We start from the raw sequence: 20827 nt of genomic DNA, 5'->3' as shown, positions 1-20827 counted from the left end.
AAAGTTGCAGAAGTCGACGCAATCTGACCTGAGATTATCCCTGCTGCCTTGAAATGCGAAATGCCGGCAGCAATATTGAACCCATTGGGTTTTGGGACCTCCAATTCTCTCCCGTTTATCAGGACGTTTCATTTAGGTAAAGGTACATATGGGTAAATCACTCGTAATCGTTGAGTCCCCGGCAAAGGCCAAAACAATCAATAAATACCTCGGTAATGACTACGTGGTGAAATCCAGTGTCGGTCATATCCGTGATTTGCCGACCAGCGGTTCAACTGCCCGTAAAAGTGCCGACGGGGAAAAAGCGAAACCTGGAAAAAAGGTTAAAAAGGATGAGAAAGCCGCACTCGTAAACCGCATGGGTGTGGATCCCTGGCATGGTTGGGAAGCGGATTATCAAATTCTGCCGGGCAAAGAAAAAGTTGTCGCTGAGCTGAAAAACCTGGCTGCCGATGCAGACCACATCTATCTCGCAACCGACCTTGACCGCGAAGGGGAAGCCATTGCCTGGCACCTGCGGGAAGTGATCGGTGGGGACGATAAGCGCTTTAGCCGCGTAGTATTTAACGAAATTACCAAGAATGCGATTCGTCAGGCGTTTGACAAGCCTGGCGAGCTTAATATTGAACGTGTCAACGCACAGCAAGCGCGCCGCTTTATGGATCGCGTGGTGGGTTACATGGTGTCGCCACTGCTGTGGAAGAAAATTGCCCGCGGCCTGTCAGCCGGTCGCGTTCAGTCGGTTGCGGTGCGTCTGGTTGTTGAGCGCGAGCACGAAATCAAAGCTTTTGTGCCAGAAGAGTATTGGGAAATCGATGCTGATTTCGCCACGCCGAAAGGCGCCGATCTGGCCATGCAGGTGACGCATCAGAATGACAAAGCGTTCCGTCCGGTTAATCGTGAGCAAACTCACGCGGCGGTAGCGATTTTGCAGAAAGCGCGTTACGAAGTGCTGGATCGTGAAGACAAGCCGACCAGCAGCAAGCCTTCTGCACCTTTTATTACCTCAACGCTGCAACAGGCGGCGAGTACGCGTTTGGGCTTCGGCGTGAAGAAGACCATGATGATGGCGCAGCGTTTGTATGAAGCGGGCCACATCACCTATATGCGTACCGACTCCACCAACCTGAGCCAGGATGCTGTGGCGATGGCGCGCGGTTATGTTGAGAGCAGCTTCGGTAAAAAGTATCTGCCAGAAGCGCCGAATACCTATGCCAGCAAAGAGAATTCACAGGAAGCGCACGAAGCGATTCGTCCTTCTGACGTGAATATCGTGGCTGAGCAGCTGAAAGATATGGAAGCTGATGCGCAGAAACTTTATCAGCTGATTTGGCGCCAGTTTGTTGCCTGCCAGATGGTTCCGGCTCAGTATGACTCCACCACGCTGACCGTGGGCGCGGCTGAATTCAAATTGAAAGCCAAAGGCCGCACGCTGCGTTTCGATGGCTGGACGCGCGTGATGCCTGCGCTGCGTAAAAATGATGAAGATCTGACGCTGCCGCCGGTAGATGTTGGCGACATGCTGGATCTTAAAGAGCTGATGCCAAGCCAGCACTTCACCAAACCGCCGGCGCGCTTCAGTGAAGCATCACTGGTGCGTGAGCTGGAAAAACGTGGCATTGGTCGTCCATCGACGTACGCCTCGATTATCTCCACCATTCAGGATCGTGGTTACGTGCGTGTTGAGAACCGCCGTTTCTACGCTGAAAAAATGGGTGAAATTGTTACCGACCGTCTGGAGTCTAATTTCCGCGAGCTGATGAACTATGACTTCACCGCGCGCATGGAAAATAGCCTCGACCAGGTGGCGAATAATGAAGCCGAATGGAAAGCGGTACTCGACTCCTTCTTCAGTGATTTCAGTCAGCAGCTAGATGATGCTGAGAAAGATCCGGAAGAGGGCGGCATGCAGCCGAACCAGATGGTGTTGACGTCAATTGATTGTCCAACCTGTAGCCGCCCTATGGGGATTCGCACCGCCAGTACCGGCGTGTTCCTGGGTTGCTCGGGTTATGCTTTGCCGCCGAAAGAGCGCTGCAAGCAGACCATCAACCTGATCCCGGAAAATGAAGTGCTCAACGTGCTGGAAGGCGATGATGCTGAAACCAATGCGTTGCGCGCTCGTCGTCGTTGCCAGAAGTGTGGCACCGCGATGGACAGCTATCTGATCGATAACCAGCGCAAGTTACACGTCTGCGGTAATAACCCAGAGTGCGACGGCTACGAGATTGAGCAGGGCGAATTCCGCATCAAGGGCTACGACGGTCCGATTGTTGAGTGCGAGAAGTGTGGTTCTGAAATGCATCTGAAAATGGGTCGTTTCGGTAAGTACATGGCGTGTACCAACGACGAGTGCAAAAACACCCGTAAGATTCTGCGTAACGGTGATGTCGCGCCGCCAAAAGAAGATCCGGTGCCGCTGCCAGAATTGCAGTGTGAAAAATCGGATGCTTACTTTGTGTTGCGTGATGGTGCAGCGGGCGTGTTCCTTGCTGCGAATACCTTCCCGAAATCACGTGAAACGCGCGCGCCGCTGGTGGAAGAGCTGCAACGCTTTGCCGACCGCCTGCCAGAAAAGCTGAAATATCTGTCAGAAGCGCCAGCCGCCGATCCGGAAGGGAATAAGACGATGGTACGTTTCAGTCGCAAGACCAAACAGCAATACGTCTCTTCCGAAAAGGATGGCAAAGCCACCGGCTGGTCAATGTTCTATATTGACGGCAAATGGCAGGAAGCGAAAAAGTAATTCCCCGCAAGGCCAGCATTCGCTGGCCTTTCTCTTATCCTTATAGCTAATCGTTCTACATTCTTCCTTTAACTGATATAGTAGTTATAGAACACTTTTCGTTTCGCTGACTCGCTTTCCCTCCCTCACCGCAATTAAAGCGGAAACACGCCTGCCGGGAATGCACCTCTGTCGCTACCAGGAAGATATAACTATGAAATTGCAGCAGTTGCGTTACATCGTCGAAGTGGTTAATCACAATCTTAATGTCTCATCGACCGCCGAAGGCTTATATACCTCGCAGCCAGGCATCAGTAAGCAAGTCCGTATGTTAGAAGATGAGCTGGGCGTGCAGATATTTGCGCGCAGTGGTAAGCATCTGACGCAAGTAACGCCTGCAGGTGAAGAGATTATCCGGATTGCGCGCGAAGTGCTGTCCAAAGTTGACGCGATTAAATCTGTTGCTGGTGAACACACCTGGCCAGATAAAGGCTCGCTGTATGTAGCAACTACCCATACGCAGGCACGTTATGCGCTGCCAGGCGTGATTAAAGGCTTTATTGAGCGCTATCCTCGCGTCTCTTTGCATATGCATCAGGGATCGCCGACGCAAATAGCTGAGGCGGTTTCAAAGGGCAATGCAGACTTTGCCATTGCCACAGAAGCGCTGCATCTGTATGACGATTTAATTATGCTGCCGTGCTATCACTGGAACCGCGCCATTGTGGTAACGCCAGATCATCCGTTGGCGGGTAAATCAAATGTGACGATAGAAGAGCTGGCGGATTTCCCGTTAGTGACTTACACATTTGGCTTTACAGGCCGTTCAGAATTGGACACCGCGTTTAATCGCGCCGGATTAACGCCACGCATCGTCTTCACCGCGACGGATGCTGACGTCATTAAGACGTACGTGCGTTTAGGCCTGGGCGTTGGCGTAATTGCCAGTATGGCGGTTGATCCGGTTGCAGACCCCGATTTGGTGCGTATAGAAGCTTCAGAAATCTTTACGAATAGTACGACCAAAATTGGCTTTAGACGTAGCACCTTCCTCCGCAGCTATATGTATGATTTCATTCAACGTTTCGCACCACACCTGACACGTGATGTGGTGGATGCGGCGGTCGCATTGCGCTCCAATGAAGACATCGAAGCCATGTTCCGCGACATCAAGTTACCCTCCAAGTAAATTCCTAACTCATTCTTTTGCCAAGGTGTCCAGTGGGCACCTTCGGAATCCCTTAGCGCTTAGCGCCACGAGTACTTCAAAAAAAATCATTATTTTTTTGTAAATGAAACATGGGTCACATGTTTTTTCATTGTTATCTATTAAATGCGAATCAGTACACAATTTTTACGATGCTGCTTTGCAGCTCGCCAGGAATATTCCCATACTCTAGTTAAGAATTGATGAAGAAGGGCTTTTTAACTGGCATGGTAAATTAAACTCAAATTTAGATTGGATCTAATTTGCTGTTAACCAAAATTTACAATGTAACGTTTTAATTAATAGTTGTGTTGGTAATTAAATTTATCTCATCAATTTTTGGCGTTTTGATAAATAGCGTTAATCGTTGTGCTCAATAAAAATAACTGGATTTTCGGTCTTAACAAGTTTAGGATTCGTCCTAAATCTTAATCGTTGTCATCAATCGTTTTATTGAGAGTGATTATCAAAAACTATGAACACGAGAATAACTGTACAGCCGGGCTTCCGGACTAAAAGCACCAAAGTTGAGCGTACTGGTAATACCCGTCGCAAAGCTTGGATGACTGTCTTCGCTGCTTCAGCACTGTTCTGGGTAGTGGTGGCGTTAATGATTTGGCGTATGTGGGGTTAAGCCATGTGGGCAAATACACTCAGTCGTAAGCATCCGGTTTCTGCACGTCAGCCGCAAACGCCTGCGTGCAAAGTTAAAGACGTTGTATCCACTGAACCTCAGGTCACCATTCCGACTTCGTGGGAACTCAGCGAGAATCAGCGCAACTTTATTGAATCCTTCATGGATATGAAGTCGAAATAACGCAGCATGCGTTCCGTACTATATTTAGTCGTTTAGTCCCTCTTTTTGCCGGATTATCCGGTGGGCAAGTTAAAAGCCCGTCCTTTAACACTCAGCATTAAAAAAACGGTGTCATCAGTACAACGCTGAAGACGGTGGACTTTTTTTGCCCGGAATCCGGGAGGGAGTGAATGATGAACATCAATACATCGACATTATCCTGGGTGAGCGTTTATACCTTTTCCCTGGCTTTTTGGGCCGCCGCCTTTTGGGCGATGATTTAAGCCCTAACTCAAATTATACTGAATTTTATAAATGCCCTGACAAACGTCGGGGCATTTTTCATTGTGTTTTAATGTGTCTATTCGTGTTGTTATCAAAACGTTAACGGCAATGTAGTCTATCTTTAAGTTAAACCTTGCAGTCACTGAGGTTTAAAAAAGATTCACTTACATGGAGGCGCTATGTCGTTAACGTTACGCGAGCAGAGTCAGGACACGCTGGATGTTCGGGCAAAAAAATATCATTACTACAGCTTGCCCAAAGCAGCTCAGCAACTGGGCAATATCGATCGCTTGCCCAAGTCGATGAAAGTCCTGCTGGAAAACCTTTTACGCTGGCAGGATGGTGATTCTGTCACGCTTGAAGATATTGAAGCGCTGGTCGCCTGGCAAAAAGATGCTCACGCCGATCGTGAGATTGCCTATCGTCCCGCGCGTGTATTAATGCAAGATTTTACCGGTGTACCGGCGGTGGTAGATTTGGCTGCCATGCGCGAAGCGGTGAAACGCCTTGGCGGCGACGTCGCCAAAGTCAATCCCTTATCCCCGGTAGATTTGGTTATCGATCACTCTGTCACCGTGGACCATTTCGGTGATGACAAAGCCTTTGATGAAAATGTGCACCTCGAAATGGAGCGCAACCATGAGCGCTACGTTTTCCTGCGTTGGGGGCAAAAAGCCTTTAATCGATTCCGCGTAGTTCCGCCAGGCACCGGGATTTGTCATCAGGTCAATCTGGAATACCTCGGTAAATCTGTCTGGCATGAGACGCTGAATGGGCAAGAGATCGCCTATCCCGATACGCTGGTGGGCACCGATTCGCACACCACCATGATCAATGCGCTCGGCGTATTGGGTTGGGGCGTTGGCGGGATTGAGGCTGAAGCGGCGATGCTTGGTCAGCCGGTCTCAATGCTGATTCCTGACGTAGTCGGTTTCAAACTCACTGGTAAATTGCGTCCGGGCATCACCGCAACGGATCTGGTGTTAACCGTTACGCAAATGCTGCGCAAACATGGTGTTGTGGGTAAATTCGTAGAATTTTACGGCGACGGCTTAGCCGACCTGCCGCTTGCCGATCGCGCCACCATCGCTAACATGGCGCCTGAGTATGGTGCGACCTGCGGCTTTTTCCCCGTCGATGATGTCACTCTGAGTTATATGACGCTCACCGGCCGCGATGCGGAGCAGGTTGAACTGGTTGAGGCTTATGCTAAGCAACAAGGTATGTGGCGTAACGCGGGTGATGAGCCGGTGTTCACCAGCTCTCTAGCGCTGGATATGGGCGACGTCGAGTCCAGCCTGGCCGGTCCAAAACGTCCGCAGGATCGTGTATCACTCGGTGATGTTCCTACTGCCTTTGATGCCAGCAACGAACTGGAAGTGAATCAGGCGCAAAAACCGCATAAAACCGTGAGCTACCGCGATAGCGAAACTGGAGAAAGCTATCAGCTGGATGACGGTGCGGTCGTGATCTCGGCGATTACCTCTTGTACTAATACCTCAAACCCTAGCGTGCTGATGGCTGCCGGTTTACTGGCGAAGAAAGCCGTTGAACGCGGTCTGATGCGCAAGCCCTGGGTTAAGGCCTCACTGGCACCCGGTTCCAAAGTGGTTTCCGACTACCTTGCTGTGGCCCAGCTTACGCCATATCTGGACGAGTTAGGATTCAATCTGGTCGGTTACGGTTGTACTACTTGTATCGGTAATTCCGGCCCGTTACCGGACGCGATAGAAAGCGCGATTAAAGAGGGTGACCTCACGGTTGCCGCGGTGCTTTCGGGTAACCGTAACTTCGAAGGCCGTATTCATCCGTTAATTAAAACCAACTGGCTGGCTTCGCCGCCGCTGGTGGTTGCATATGCCTTAGCGGGTAATATGAAGCTCAATCTGCAATCCGATCCGCTCGGCCAGGATCGCCAGGGCAACGATGTTTTCCTCAAGGATATCTGGCCTTCACCGGAAGAGATTGCGGAAGCGGTGCAAAAAGTCACCAGCGATATGTTCCACAAAGAGTATGCCGAGGTGTTTAACGGCACGCCAGAGTGGCAGCAGATCAAAGTCAGCGAAGCGGCAACCTACGATTGGGATGGTGATTCTACTTACATTCGTCTGTCGCCCTTCTTTGACGACATGGAGAAAACGCCGAAGCCGGTGCAGGATATCAAAGGCGCGCGCATTCTGGCGATGCTGGGTGACTCCGTCACCACCGACCACATTTCTCCTGCGGGAAGCATCAAAGCCGAAAGTCCAGCCGGACGCTATTTGCTGTCGCATGGCGTTGAGCGCACCGATTTCAACTCTTACGGTTCGCGTCGTGGTAACCACGAAGTGATGATGCGCGGCACTTTCGCTAATATCCGTATTCGTAACGAAATGGTGCCGGGTGTAGAGGGCGGTTATACCAAACACTTCCCGACTAACGAGCAGTTGGCGATTTACGATGCGGCGATGAAGTATCAGCAGGAAGGTGTGCCGTTAGCGGTGATTGCTGGTAAAGAGTACGGTTCAGGCTCAAGTCGTGACTGGGCAGCAAAAGGGCCGCGCTTACAGGGCGTGCGCGTGGTTATCTCCGAATCCTTCGAGCGAATTCACCGCTCTAACCTGATTGGTATGGGGATTCTGCCGCTCGAGTTTCCGGCTGGCGTGACGCGTAAAACGCTGCAGCTTACGGGTGAAGAGTTTATAGATGTGGCAAATCTGTCGCAGCTTAAGCCGGGTGGCACGGTAACCGTAATTCTGACGCGCGCGGATGGCAGCCAGGAGACGCTGGAAACGCGCTGCCGTATCGATACGGGCAACGAGCTAACCTATTACCAGAACGACGGCATTTTGCATTACGTTATCCGCAACATGCTGAACTAAAAGAAAAAGCCGGGATTTCCCGGCTTTTTTTATCTGCTTTAAAATCTGCTTAAGACTTCGGCAACAGATGACCCATTTTCTCGGCTTTCGTATCGAGATAGTGCGCGTTTTTCGGGTTACGCCCGACAACCAACGGCACGCGTTCGACGATATTGATACCGGCTTCACTCAGGATTTCAACCTTGCGCGGATTGTTTGTCAGCAAGCGCACTTCATTGACGCCCAACAGTTTGAACATATCTGCACATAGCGTGAAGTCACGCTCATCAGCGGCGAAACCGAGCTGATGGTTGGCTTCGACCGTGTCGTAGCCTTTATCCTGCAATGCATAAGCACGAATTTTATTCAGCAAACCGATGTTACGACCTTCCTGACGGTGATACATCAGAATGCCACGACCTTCTTCCGCAATCGCCGTTAACGCCGCTTCCAGCTGGAAGCCGCAGTCACAGCGCAAGCTGAACAGGGCATCGCCGGTGAGACATTCGGAATGGACGCGCGCCAGCACCGGATTGTGATCGCTAATATCACCATAAACCAGCGCGACATGGTCGTGGCCGGTTGCCAGTTCTTCAAAACCAACCATCAGGAAATCTCCCCATGGCGTGGGCAGTTTGGCTTCTGCTACCCGTTTAAGCTGCATGTGACTCTCCAGAACCTTCAGAGGATGCGCTATCATCATGATAACGCACGGGCCATGTGGCCCGATGAAACTTACGCTATTGTGCCACAACCCGAACGGCTGCCGTTAATCGGTCAGAGTGATTGTAGTGATAAAGCACAATTATCCAAGCCGCAATAGGTATGTTATTCTTTTTTCAGCTAAAGTTATGCTTAACGCACCTGTTAATCCGGATCTAAAAGGAAGCGAATGTTAAAAATCATTCAGCGCACCACCTTAGGGGCGTTTTTATTGTTGTTGATGCCGTTGGGCGTGTGGATATCTAACTGGCAATGGCAACCCGGGGAAAGCGGCAATCTACTTCGCGTGCTGTTTTGGATGACGGAAACCGTTACCAGTCCGTGGGGTATCCTCACCAGTATCATCCTCAGCGCCTGGGTGTTGTGGTGTTTACGCTTTCGGCTCAAACCCGCGATTCTGCTCATTCTTATCATGAATGGTGCGATTCTTGCTGGTCAGTACACCAAATCCTCAATCAAAGAGCATGTGCAGGAACCGCGCCCCTACGTCATCTGGCTGGAAAAAAGTCATGGCATTAACGGTGATGAGTTTTATCAGCTTCATCGCCAGCAGCGTGGCGAAATGGTCTCAACTTTGCTGGCCAATGACACTCAGCTGCCGCAATGGCTGAAGAATCATTGGGCATTTGAAACCGGTTATGCGTTTCCTTCCGGGCATACCATGTTTGCCGCCAGCTGGGCGCTTTTAGCCATCGGCCTGTTATGGCCGCGCCGTCATTTTGCCACCGTTGCCGTATTATTCGTTTGGGCGACCGCGGTGATGGGCAGCCGTTTAGTGCTGGGTATGCACTGGCCGCGTGATTTAGTGATGGCAACGCTGATATCCTGGTTATTGGTGACCGTAGCTACGCTGCTGGCCCAGCGTTTCTGCGGCCCGCTCACCATTCCACCAGAGGAACATCGTGAGATCGCGCAACGTGATGATGGATTGTAATCAGCCTATTCATCCCCATATGATTGATTGTGCTTGTAGAAAAAAGCGCTAACTGATGTGGGGATAAGCAGCATCGACGGCGGTTTTTTGGCATACTTCTATTGGATAACCTCTCGACAGGACGCATTGTGAAATATTTGCTTATTTTTCTCGTGGTATTGGTCATTTTCATTATCTCCGTCACGCTCGGAGCGCATAACGACCAAATCATCACCTTTAACTATCTGCTAGCGCAGGGCGAATTCCGCATTTCAACACTGCTCGCCAGCTTGTTTGGCGCTGGATTCCTGCTGGGATGGGCGATTTGCGGCCTGTTCTGGTTACGCTTACGTGTTTCTCTGGCAAATGCGCAGCGTAAACTTAAACGTATGCAGGCACAGAATGAACAATCAACTGCAGTGACCCCATCACCAACTGCCAGTCGTCGGGATTAATTTTCGATGCTTGAATTGCTGTTTCTGCTTCTTCCTGTTGCTGCGGCGTATGGCTGGTATATGGGCCGCCGCAGTGCCCACCAGGATAAGCAACAGGAAGCGAACCGCCTGTCGCGCGATTATGTGACCGGTGTAAACTTCCTGCTCTCCAATCAACAGGATAAAGCGGTTGATCTCTTTCTCGACATGTTGAAAGAGGACAGCGGCACGGTTGAGGCGCATCTGACGCTTGGCAATCTGTTCCGTTCGCGTGGTGAAGTTGATCGCGCCATTCGCATTCACCAATCCCTAATGGAAAGTGCGTCGCTCAGCTACGAGCAGCGCTTGCTGGCGATCCAGCAACTCGGCCGCGATTACATGGCAGCCGGATTGTACGATCGTGCCGAAGATATGTTTGGGCAACTGGTTGAAGAGACCGATTTCCGTATTGGCGCGTTGCAGCAGTTATTGTTGATTCATCAGGCAACCAGCGACTGGCAAAAAGCCATCGACGTGGCGGAAAAGCTGGTTAAGCTCGGCAAAGACAAGCAGAAAGGGGAAATTGCCCATTTTTACTGTGAGCTGGCGTTGCAGGCATTAAGCAGTGATGACCTTGATCGGGCGATGAGCTTGCTGAAGAAGGGCGAGTCAGCCGATCATCAAAGTGCGCGCGTCTCAATCATGATGGGCCGCATTTTGATGGAGCAGGGCGAGTACGCCAAAGCCGCCAGCCGACTGCAGCGCGTGCTGGAGCAGGACAAAGAGCTGGTGAGTGAAACGTTACCCATGCTGGAAACCTGCTACCAGCGCCTGAACCAACCCGAAAACTGGGCGCAATTTTTACAGCGTTGTGTCGACGAGAATACCGGCGCCGCAGCAGAGCTTTATCTCTCTGATATTCTTGAGCAACAGCAGGGACCGGAAGCGGCACAGCTGTATATCAATCGTCAGCTTCAGCGTCATCCGACGATGCGTGTGTTTCATCGTTTGATGGATTTCCACTTACACGAAGCGGAAGACGGACGTGCGAAAGAGAGCTTGATGGTGCTGCGCGATATGGTCGGCGAGCAGATCCGCACTAAGCCGCGATATCGCTGCCAGAAATGTGGCTTCACTGCCCATGCTCTGTACTGGCATTGCCCATCTTGTCGCGCCTGGTCTTCAGTTAAACCCATCCGTGGACTCGACGGCCAATAAATGGCCGCATCACGCGTCTGGTTACATCTATTTAGTTACAACATACTTGTGAGTTTGATTAAGAAACTGCCCTGGCATCGTGCAGCCAGCAGTCAAACAGGCAAGTTCTGGCGGTAGCGTGATTGTCGGCACCGGCCTGCGCAGGTAGAATGCTTGCCGTTTGTCCATCGCGCCTGCGGGTGCCAGTTACTGAGGAAACGTTATGCCTGTAACCACTTCACCTATTCTGGTGGCACTCGACTATCATGATCTCAACAGCGCGCTGCAGTTTGTAGACCGCATCGATCCAAGCCAGTGTCGCCTGAAAGTGGGCAAAGAGATGTTCACACTGTTTGGTCCATCGCTGGTGAAAACGCTGCAGGAACGGGGTTTTGAAGTGTTCCTCGATCTCAAGTTTCATGACATCCCAAACACCACCGCACATGCAGTCGCGGCAGCGGCGGATCTTGGCGTGTGGATGGTGAACGTGCATGCCAGCGGAGGCGCTCGCATGATGAACGCGGCTCGTGAAGCACTGGTACCATTCGGCAACGATGCGCCGCTGCTGATTGCCGTCACCGTATTGACCAGCATGGATGAAGACGACCTCAAAGGTTTGGGCATTACCTTATCTCCAGCCGCGCAGGCTGAGCGGCTGGCACGTTTGACCCGCGATTGCGGCCTGCACGGCGTGGTTTGTTCGGCCCAGGAAGCCGCGCATTTTAAGCAGGTGATAGGTCAGGATTTCGCGCTGGTTACGCCAGGCATTCGTCCGGCCGGCAGCGATGCGGGCGATCAGCGCCGTATCATGACGCCGCAGCAGGCAAAACACGCCGGCGTGGATTATATGGTCATCGGGCGTCCGATCACCCAATCCGCCGATCCGGCCGCCACGCTGCAGCAAATCCTGCAAAGTTTACAGGAGGCTTAATGGCTCAGGACAATCGATTGGTGTATTCGACCGATAGCGGTCGTATCACCCATGAAGAAGAGAAAGCGCCACGACCTAAAGGCGATGGCATCGTGCGTATTCAACGCCAAACCAGCGGACGTAAAGGTAAGGGCGTGTGTCTGATTACCGGTGTCGATCTGGATGATAGCGCTCTCGAAAAACTGGCTGCTGAACTGAAGAAAAAGTGTGGTTGCGGTGGAGCAGTGAAAGAGGGCGTGATTGAGATTCAGGGCGATAAACGCGATTTGATAAAAACGCTGCTGGAAGCCAAAGGCATGAAAGTCAAACTGGCGGGCGGTTGAAGCAGTTCGGGCCACTTTTAGGTGGCCCGTTGTTAAGTAGATGCGCTGCGTAGCCTGATAATTATAATTTATTTGCTGATCTGGTGGCCGATGATGCCGCCGACAGCTGCGCCACCAACGGTACCAAGTCCGCTACCGTTGGTCAGCACTGAACCACCAATGGCACCTGCACCCGCACCGATTGCGGTATTACGGTCGCGTTTAGACCAATTCGAACAGCCGCTCAGCGCGACAACTAGTGTTGTTGCCAATACGGCAGCAGTAAGACGTTTCATTGTTGTAGTCATTAACTTCTCCTTGATTGTTAACACCGTGGTAACCATATAAGTATAGATGTTACACCGCACTCGGCAGGGTAAAACGGTCCTAAAATGCGAGTTTGCAAGCCACTTCTTGTTTAATCATCAAAACCAACCCGCGCCACACATTTAACGCCTTAGCCACTTTCCGCAGCTTTTACAGCCGTTCCATCCATAACGCTTTTTCTTCCTGCTCCGCACAATTCAGCTATCACAGTTCGCAGGAGAAAAAAGATGCTGGAAGCGTTAAAGCAGCAGGTGCTGGAAGCCAATCTCGATTTACCCCGTTACAACCTGGTCACCTTTACCTGGGGCAACGTCAGTGCGGTGGACCGCGATCGGGGTTTACTGGTGATCAAGCCGTCGGGCGTGAAGTACGAGCAGATGCAGCGCGACGATATGGTGGTCGTCGATCTCGCCAGCGGCGAGGTGATAGAAGGGAAAATGCGCCCATCTTCGGATACCGCCACCCACCGCGCGCTCTATCTCGCTTGGCCAGAGATCGGCGGCATCGTGCATACGCACTCGCGCCATGCCACCATTTGGGCTCAGGCTGGACGTGAAATCATCGCGTTAGGCACCACGCACGCCGATGATTTTTACGGCACCATTCCCTGCACGCGGCAGATGAAGCGCGAAGAGATTGAGCAGGAATACGAGTGGAATACCGGCCAGGTGATCATTGAAACTTTTGCGCAGCGCGCAATTGAACCAACGGAAATCCCCGCCGTACTGGTGAATTCCCACGGTCCATTTGCATGGGGTAAAGATGCGCATGCTGCGGTACACAGTGCGGTGGTACTTGAAGAGGTGGCTTATATGGCATTGCATACCGAGCAGCTGCGCACTGAGTTACCGCCGATATCGCAAACACTGCTTGATCTGCACTACCTGCGTAAGCACGGTAAAAATGCCTGGTATGGGCAGAATTAAAGTCAATTCTGAAACATATACGCCTGCTGGCGTAATGCCAGTTAATTAAGCTAATGGTGAGCGCGCAGGCCGGGGGCACTTTTGGTCCGGCGGTCCTCGCGCCGCTTACGCGGTACCTTCACTTCGTTCGTCTGCCTGACGGACCGGCGGAGACGGGACGTCCTTGTCCCGGCTCCGCCTTTCGCCCGCGTCCTGCGGGCTCTCCTGGCCTCCTCGCTTCGTTCAGCGCTGCGGATTGCCGGCCCAATAGTGTCACCGGCCTGCTCATGAGCTTCAATGCGTGTTGTTGACAAGGGCAGATGCGTCAAAGCCCGCACAGATAATCCATCCTTACAAAAAAAACGCCTCCGGGTGCCTCTCATTTAACTTCAAATCACCTGGTATGGCGATGCGTATCATAAATACAAAATGATCGATCAATAAAAATAAAACAGCGTTTCATAAATGCATTTGCGATCACTTTTTTCCTTTCTGCCAATCGTTATCTTGCTCGCCATGCCATCTGGCAATTCATAAAAACACCTCCCTCTGGCTCAGTTAAGGTGACACCTTTATGCATATCAAACGTGCAATCGATAAAATTCCTGGCGGCATGATGCTGATTCCGCTGTTTTTGGGCGCGCTGTGCCATACGTTCTCTCCGGGCGCAGGTAAATACTTTGGTTCGTTCACCAATGGGTTGATGACCGGCACCGTCCCGATTCTTGCGGTGTGGTTCTTCTGCATGGGCGCATCTATCAAACTCAGCGCCACCGGCACAGTACTGCGTAAATCGGGCACGCTCGTGCTCACCAAGATTGCGGTGGCGGGGGTGGTCGCGGCGATTGCTTCACGTGTGATGCCGGAAAATGGCGTGGAAGTGGGCATGTTTGCCGGTCTCTCGACGCTGGCGTTAGTGGCGGCGATGGATATGACCAATGGCGGTTTATACGCATCCATCATGCAGCAATACGGTTCGAAAGAAGAGGCTGGTGCATTTGTCCTGATGTCACTGGAGTCCGGGCCGCTGATGACGATGGTGATTCTCGGCACCGCAGGCATTGCGTCGTTTGAGCCACATGTCTTCGTTGGCGCGGTACTGCCGTTTATCGTCGGGTTCGCGTTGGGTAATCTCGATCCCGAACTGCGCGAGTTCTTTGGCAAAGCGGTGCACACGCTGATTCCGTTCTTTGCCTTCGCGTTGGGCAACACCATTGATTTAACCGTTATCGCGCAAACTGGCCTGCTGGGCATTATGCTGGGTGTCGCAGTGATCATTGTCACCGGCATTCCGCTGATTATTGCCGATCGCCTGATTGGCGGTGGCGATGGGACAGCGGGGATTGCGGCATCCAGCACCGCAGGCGCTGCCGTAGCCACGCCAGTGTTGATCGCCGAGATGCTGCCACAGTTTAAACCGGTCGCACCCGCCGCAACGGCATTAGTTGCTACTTCGGTCATTGTCACCTCCGTCATTGTCCCCATCATCACCGCGGTTTATTCACGACGCGTTAAGCGTTCTCATGTTGCTGTGGGGCAACGCGCTGCCATCAAGTAAGCCCGCTAATGCTTCCCCGGCCGATGGTCGGGGATATCTCTGGATTTTGCTTTATAAATCAATCTCTCATTTGGTCTGGCCTCACTCTGGATTACGCTGATGTGGCGTTTAACGCACTACATAAACATAAACAGAGGATGAGACAATGACAGTAATTAACCAACCAACATGCAGACTGTTCACCGAAGTTGGACAAACCACACAGCTCGCGGCCTACTATGAAGAGGGTCGCCGCACCATGTGGATGATGCTGCGTGCGCAACCCCGTCCGAGTTTTAACCACGAATTAATTGAGGAGATCATGAACCTGAGCTATTCCGCTCAACGTTCCGGTCTGCCGATTGATTTCTGGGTGACGGGTTCGTTAGTGCCACAGATGTTTAACGCCGGAGGCGATTTGCGTTTCTTTGTGGAATGCATTCGCAACAACCGTCGTGAAGCACTGCGCGCTTATGCGCGTGCCTGTGTCGACTGCATTCACTCCGCAGCGCGGGGTTTCGATACCGGTGCGGTCACGCTGGCGATGATTGAGGGCAGTGCGCTCGGCGGCGGCTTTGAAGCGGCGCTGGCACATCACTTCATTCTGGCGCAGAACAGCGCGCGCATGGGTTTCCCGGAGATCGCATTCAACCTGTTCCCGGGTATGGGCGGCTACTCGTTAGTGGCGCGTCGGTCTGGCATGAAGCTGGCCGAAGAGCTGATTATGGAAGGTGAGTCACACAGCGCGGAATGGTATGAAACGCGTGGTCTGGTCGACAAGGTGTTCCAGCCGGGCGATGGTTATCGCACCACACGCACCTTCATCGATACGTTACGTCCAAAACTGAACGGCGTGCGGGCAATGCTGAAAGCACGTCAACGCGTATTGCAGTTATCACGCGCTGAGCTAATGGATATCACGGAGGACTGGGTCGATTATGCCTTCACACTGGAACCTAAAGACATTGCTTACATGGAACGACTGGTACAACTGCAGAACCGTCATAGCGCATCCTTGCGCAAAGCCGGCTAATCTCGCAGACCAGCGTTAAACGCGGGCAGGATGCTTAGCCAGCCAATGCCCGAGCTGTTCTGCGGGCATTGGTTTTGCATAATAATAACCTTGACGCCCATCGACACCGTTGGCCATAACAAACTTCTCTTCGGCTTTGGTTTCAATGCCCTCGGCGATCACCTGCAGCTTCAGGGCTTTGGCCACCGCGACAATCGCACGCACCAGCGACTGCGCCACGGGTTGTTTGTTGATATTACGTACAAAGCTCTGATCCAGCTTAATGGCATCAATCGGGACGCGCGCCAGTTGAGAAAGTGAGGAGTAACCGGTACCAAAGTCATCGAGATGCACTTGCGCACCCAGCTCCTGGAACTGTTTCATCAGCATCAGCGCACCGGCTTCATTCTCAATCAGACAGCTTTCCGTCAGTTCGATATCAATCGGACAATCGGTCAAACCGGCTTCATTCAATGCCTGTTTCAGATCGGTGTAAATGCTCTGGTCGATCAGCTGCTTAGCCGAGACGTTAACCGCGACGCGCAGAAAGATGCCTTCGCTGCGCCACTTAATGATCTGCTGCAGCACGTTGAGCATTACCCAGCGGCCCAGGGGCACAATCAAACCGGACTCTTCGGCGTAGGAGATAAAATCGCCCGGCGGCACCAGACCACGCTCTGGAGAATTCCAGCGCACCAGCGCTTCGGCGCTCAGCACTTCGCCTTCGGCATTGAGTTTTGGCTGGTAATGCACCACCAGATGATCCAGCTCGAGCGCTTTGCGCAGGTTGGTATCGAGCCACAGATATTCAAACACGCGCTGATTCATCTCATTAGCGAACACGCAAAATTTGCCGCGGCCGTTTTCTTTGGCGTGATACATCGCGGTATCGGCGTTACGAATCAGGCTTTCACGATCTTCACCATGCAGCGGGGCGAGGGCGATACCCAGCGAGCAGCCGCTGTAAACCTCAATCAGGCCAATGCGGAATGGCTGACGCAGCCGCTCAAGAATACGCGACGCCATCGCTTCCAGCGCTGCCTGGCTGGTGTGTTCCGCCAGCACCACGAACTCATCGCCGCCAAGGCGCGCCAGCGTCTGGTCTTTGCCAAGACAGCTAAGGATGGCCAGCGACACGGCTTGCAACAGCTGATCGCCAAACATATGGCCGTAAGCGTCGTTCACCTTCTTAAAATTGTCTAAATCGAGGTACACCACGCCGGTTTGACTGCCATTTGCCAGCTCCAGTGCCAGACTAATCTGCTGATGGATCGCGTTGCGATTGGGCAAGCCGGTGACGGTATCGGTATTGGCCAGCACGCGCAGACGTTCCTGAGCGCGGCGCTCTTCGGTTATGTCGGTTCCGGAACAGATGAGGAAAATTTCATTTTTCCCGCTGCCGCTGTGAACGAACTTATTACGAAACAGAAACAGTCGCTGACCTTTACGGGTTTTTATCCAGCGTTCAACTTCGTAAGAACTGCCTTCACGGAAGAAACCGGCGATATTACGGCGTGATGCCTGCGCTTCCTGCTTGGTCATAAACAGCTGGAATACGTTACGGCCAATCACTTCCTGCTCTTTCAGCCCGGTGTACTCTTCACTCAAACGGTTGAAACGCTGGATATTGCCGCGTTGATCGAGGATCACGATGACGGAATTCGCCTCAGAAACCACTTGCTCGGCGAAGGATAAACCCAGCGTCAAATCACGCGCGACAGACGACGTATCGCCCCAGGCTGACGAGGTGCCTGCCCAGGTAGATTGATTGACTTTACGGCCGACAAAATGCATCGGAACAGGTTCGCCATGCAGCGACAGCGTGAGGTTAATACTTGAGGTAATGACCGTCATCGCACGTAATAAACTGGCCTGTGCGGGAGTCAGCGGCACCGCCATATTGGTGTTTGCGTTCTCATCTTCGGCAAAATGCAGAGCATCACTATCTGAAGTTAAACGCCAATGAGGGCTGGTGGTGCCAAACAAGGTATATAGCAATGTTTGCCCTTGTTCATCGGTCATGGAAACTTCCTCCGGGGGAATGCTCAGCGGGCGGTATCTCATTATTTTAGCAACAGTATTCAACCTCCTGCGTCAGCACAAGATGCAATCCAAATATATTTTTGTTTTTATTAAAGAATGGCACGAAAAAGCCCCGACAAGCGGGGCTAATCTCTGTTAGCAAGGGCACTTACCGAGTTTTCCGGCCTGGCTGGGAAAGCGGGCATCGAGGCAGTGACGGTGAAAAGCGCGCTCATCCATGGGGGCGATCGTTGGATGATGTTCGCGCATATGCTTCAGATAAGTTTGATAGTCATGAACGCCGACCATTAAACGAAAACTTTGCTGCAATCCCCGCCAGATGCGCTGCCAGCGCGTAAGATTTTGCCCAGCCGTGGCGGGGGCGATTGGTAAGCACTGCTGAATGTGCCACGGCCCGTTGGGTTTTCTCCAGCGATAAATGGACTCAGACATTTCGCACCTCTTTGCGCAGTGAGATCTCAGATTCATGGGTGGTTGGCACCGTGCTGTTGAGCGCCCGACGAATCACGAAGAAGGCCGCCACCAGCATGGTCACCGCCACCAGCATGAAGAAGGCGCACAGGGCCGCGTTAATTTGATTGCTGAAGACGATGGTTTGCATGTCAGCGACACTCTTCGCCGGGGCGATGACGATGCCGTCATCAATGCCTTTGCGGAACTTGTTGGCCTGCGCCAGGAAACCAATCGAAGGTTTTTCGTGGAAAATCTTCTGCCAGCCCGCGGTCATCGAGGTAATGAACAGCCAGGCGGTTGGAACAATCGTCACCCACGCATAACGCTGCTTCTTCATTTTGAACAGCACCACGGTGCCGAGAATCAACGCCATTGACGCCAGCATCTGGTTGCCGATACCAAACAGCGGCCACAGCGTATTGATGCCGCCGAGCGGATCGACCACGCCCTGATACACAAAGAAGCCCCAGCCCGCCACCGCGACGGTGGTTCCCGCCATGTTGCCCAACCATGAACGGTTATTCGCCATCGACGGCACCACGGTGCCCACCAGATCCTGCACCATAAAGCGACAGGCGCGGGTGCCGGCATCCACAGCGGTCAGGATAAACAGCGCTTCAAACAAGATGGCGAAGTGATACCAGAACGCCATCATGGCGCGGCTGTTAAACACTTCGGTAATGATATGCGCCATGCCGACCGCAAAGGTTGGTGCACCACCGGCACGCGAAAGAATGGTGCTTTCGCCGACGTCGCGCGCAATGCCGCTCAGCATCTCGGGCGTCACCACGAAGCCCCAGCCGTTAATCACCTGCGACGCATTTTCCACCGTGGTGCCAATCAGCGCGGCAGGGGAGTTCATGGCAAAGTAGACGCCCGGGTCTAGCACCGAGGCACAGATCAGCGCCATGATTGCCACAAAGGATTCCATCAGCATCGCGCCGTAGCCGATAAAGCGGATATGACTTTCGCGCTCCACCAGTTTCGGCGTGGTGCCGCTCGAAACCAGCGCATGGAAACCTGAAATGGCGCCACAGGCGATGGTGATAAACAGGAACGGGAACAGCGCACCGGAGAAGACCGGCCCGGTGCCATCAATAAATTTGGTCACTGCGGGCATCTTCATCTCGGGCATGGCAAACACGATGCCGATGGCCAAACCGATGATCACGCCAATTTTCAGGAAGGTGGAGAGATAATCGCGCGGTGCCAGCAGCAGCCACACCGGCAGCGAAGAGGCGACAAAACCGTAGATCACCAGCACCCACGTCAGCTCCGCGCCTTTCAGCGTGAACAGCGGGCCCCAATAGGGATCGGCTGCTACATTGCCGCCATAAATAATCGCCGCCATCATCAGCACGAAGCCAATGATCGACACTTCCGCGATTTTTCCCGGACGCAGGAAGCGCATATACACACCCATAAACAGCGCAATCGGAATGGTTGCGGCAATGGTGAACAAGCCCCACGGACTGTTGGCCAGCGCCTTCACCACCACCAGCGCCAGCGCGGAAAGGATGATGATCATCACACCCAGCGCGCCCAGCATGGTGACCACACCAGCGAATGAGCCGAGTTCCTGACGCGCCATCTCACCCAATGAGCGGCCATCACGACGCGTTGAGATAAACAGGATCAGGAAATCCTGCACCGCACCGGCAAACATTACGCCAACCAGAATCCAGATGGTGCCCGGCAGGAAGCCCATCTGCGCCGCGAGGATCGGACCAACCAGCGGGCCCGCACCGGCAATCGCCGCAAAATGGTGGCCGAACAGCACCCATTTATTGGTCGGTACATAATCGAGGCCGTCACTTAAGCGCTCCGCTGGCGTGCGACGGCGATCGTCCAGTTCGAAAATACGCTTGGCGATAAACAGGCTGTAAAAGCGATAGGCAATGCTGTAGCAGGCGACGGAGGCAATCACCAGCCACACCGCGTTGACGTGCTCGCCACGGCTGAGGGCCAGCATGGCAAATGCGCCCGCGCCAATTAACGCCACCGCTAACCAGATGAGACTGGTTTTGACGTTGTTCATGAGTTAACTCCTTGTAGGGACCGGGAAAAGAGGCGATCGAATACAACAAGTTAAAAGTAATGTAATGAATTGTTAACGACAGACAAAGGCATTAGAAATGTGAAGCGGAAAGCAAATTTAACATTTGCTAAAGCGGGCGGAGAGAAATGCGGAATAACGGCTGTTATCCCGCGAGTTTTC

At 52.7% G+C, this 20827-nt stretch carries 18 protein-coding genes; 13 read left to right on the top strand and 5 right to left on the bottom strand.

Features of this window, described 5'->3' with window-relative positions:
- Positions 1–148: 148 nt before the first annotated feature.
- From topA to acnA, 5 genes are all read left to right on the top strand, one after another.
- Positions 149–2746 carry a type I DNA topoisomerase gene (gene topA / locus AAF463_RS10160; RefSeq protein WP_008106525.1) on the top strand — a complete coding sequence of 866 codons (2598 nt, stop codon included), beginning with the start codon at positions 149–151 and terminating at the stop codon, positions 2744–2746.
- 193 nt (positions 2747–2939) lie between these two features.
- On the top strand, positions 2940–3914 hold the full coding sequence (cysB, locus tag AAF463_RS10155) for an HTH-type transcriptional regulator CysB (RefSeq protein ID WP_350260678.1): 975 nt from the start codon (positions 2940–2942) through the stop codon (positions 3912–3914).
- Positions 3915–4407: 493 nt separating this feature from the next.
- On the top strand, positions 4408–4566 hold the full coding sequence (locus AAF463_RS10150) for a YmiA family putative membrane protein (protein ID WP_071531660.1): 159 nt from the start codon (positions 4408–4410) through the stop codon (positions 4564–4566).
- A gap of 3 nt (positions 4567–4569) precedes the next feature.
- The gene (locus AAF463_RS10145; protein WP_064738813.1) at positions 4570–4749 is read left to right on the top strand and encodes a hypothetical protein; all 180 of its coding nucleotides are present in this window, start codon (positions 4570–4572) and stop codon (positions 4747–4749) included.
- 443 nt (positions 4750–5192) lie between these two features.
- Entirely contained in the window at positions 5193–7874 is a 2682-nt protein-coding gene (acnA, locus tag AAF463_RS10140) for an aconitate hydratase AcnA (protein ID WP_101764271.1), read from the top strand.
- 49 nt (positions 7875–7923) lie between these two features.
- On the opposite strand, the gene ribA is transcribed toward acnA, so the two are convergent.
- A complete protein-coding gene (gene ribA, locus AAF463_RS10135) occupies positions 7924–8517 on the bottom strand; it encodes a GTP cyclohydrolase II (RefSeq protein WP_097097212.1) in 594 nt (197 codons plus the stop codon).
- A 228-nt stretch (positions 8518–8745) separates the two neighbouring features.
- Between ribA and pgpB the strand changes: the two genes are divergently transcribed.
- The 5 genes from pgpB (at position 8746) to yciH (ending at position 12353) form a co-directional block, all read left to right on the top strand.
- The gene (pgpB, locus tag AAF463_RS10130; RefSeq protein ID WP_101764272.1) at positions 8746–9510 is read left to right on the top strand and encodes a phosphatidylglycerophosphatase B; all 765 of its coding nucleotides are present in this window, start codon (positions 8746–8748) and stop codon (positions 9508–9510) included.
- 128 nt (positions 9511–9638) lie between these two features.
- Positions 9639–9944 (top strand): LapA family protein, encoded by a 306-nt coding sequence (locus tag AAF463_RS10125; protein ID WP_137385878.1) that lies wholly within the window; start codon positions 9639–9641, stop codon positions 9942–9944.
- Between the two features lie 6 nt (positions 9945–9950).
- A complete protein-coding gene (gene lapB / locus AAF463_RS10120) occupies positions 9951–11120 on the top strand; it encodes a lipopolysaccharide assembly protein LapB (RefSeq protein ID WP_110866246.1) in 1170 nt (389 codons plus the stop codon).
- A gap of 202 nt (positions 11121–11322) precedes the next feature.
- Positions 11323–12030 carry an orotidine-5'-phosphate decarboxylase gene (gene pyrF, locus AAF463_RS10115; RefSeq protein ID WP_350260677.1) on the top strand — a complete coding sequence of 236 codons (708 nt, stop codon included), beginning with the start codon at positions 11323–11325 and terminating at the stop codon, positions 12028–12030.
- Complete coding sequence (yciH, locus tag AAF463_RS10110) at positions 12030–12353, top strand: stress response translation initiation inhibitor YciH (RefSeq protein ID WP_110866244.1); 324 nt, start codon at positions 12030–12032, stop codon at positions 12351–12353. Before pyrF ends, yciH begins: the two co-directional genes overlap by 1 nt.
- A 68-nt stretch (positions 12354–12421) precedes the next feature.
- Here the strand turns inward: yciH and osmB are convergent, their stop codons facing one another.
- Complete coding sequence (gene osmB / locus AAF463_RS10105) at positions 12422–12640, bottom strand: osmotically-inducible lipoprotein OsmB (RefSeq protein WP_008106509.1); 219 nt, start codon at positions 12638–12640, stop codon at positions 12422–12424.
- A gap of 246 nt (positions 12641–12886) precedes the next feature.
- Here osmB and araD point away from each other — a divergent pair, with 246 nt between their 5' ends.
- The 3 genes from araD to AAF463_RS10090 all read left to right on the top strand — a co-directional run bounded on the left by araD (position 12887) and on the right by AAF463_RS10090 (position 16134).
- Positions 12887–13585, top strand: a complete 699-nt coding sequence (gene araD, locus AAF463_RS10100) for an L-ribulose-5-phosphate 4-epimerase (protein ID WP_350260676.1) — start codon at positions 12887–12889, stop codon at positions 13583–13585.
- A 553-nt stretch (positions 13586–14138) separates the two neighbouring features.
- Positions 14139–15122, top strand: a complete 984-nt coding sequence (gene kdgT / locus AAF463_RS10095) for a 2-keto-3-deoxygluconate transporter (RefSeq protein ID WP_350260675.1) — start codon at positions 14139–14141, stop codon at positions 15120–15122.
- A gap of 145 nt (positions 15123–15267) precedes the next feature.
- The gene (locus AAF463_RS10090; protein WP_007892438.1) at positions 15268–16134 is read left to right on the top strand and encodes a crotonase/enoyl-CoA hydratase family protein; all 867 of its coding nucleotides are present in this window, start codon (positions 15268–15270) and stop codon (positions 16132–16134) included.
- A gap of 15 nt (positions 16135–16149) precedes the next feature.
- Here the strand turns inward: AAF463_RS10090 and pdeR are convergent, their stop codons facing one another.
- From pdeR to AAF463_RS10075, 3 genes are all read right to left on the bottom strand, one after another.
- Positions 16150–18135 carry a cyclic di-GMP phosphodiesterase gene (gene pdeR, locus AAF463_RS10085; RefSeq protein WP_101764279.1) on the bottom strand — a complete coding sequence of 662 codons (1986 nt, stop codon included), beginning with the start codon at positions 18133–18135 and terminating at the stop codon, positions 16150–16152.
- A 156-nt stretch (positions 18136–18291) separates the two neighbouring features.
- A complete protein-coding gene (locus AAF463_RS10080; RefSeq protein ID WP_350260674.1) occupies positions 18292–18588 on the bottom strand; it encodes a CstA-like transporter-associated (seleno)protein in 297 nt (98 codons plus the stop codon).
- Positions 18581–20647, bottom strand: a complete 2067-nt coding sequence (locus AAF463_RS10075; protein WP_350260673.1) for a carbon starvation CstA family protein — start codon at positions 20645–20647, stop codon at positions 18581–18583. The genes AAF463_RS10080 and AAF463_RS10075 overlap by 8 nt, the downstream gene beginning before the upstream one ends.
- Positions 20648–20827 lie beyond the last annotated feature (180 nt).

Origin of the sequence: Pantoea sp. BJ2 (assembly GCF_040255075.1) — a bacterium.
In the GTDB taxonomy this organism is placed as follows: Bacteria; Pseudomonadota; Gammaproteobacteria; order Enterobacterales; family Enterobacteriaceae; genus Pantoea; species Pantoea leporis.
The sequence above is the reverse complement of the archived record's forward strand: the minus strand, read 5'-3'. Positions and strand labels throughout refer to the sequence as shown.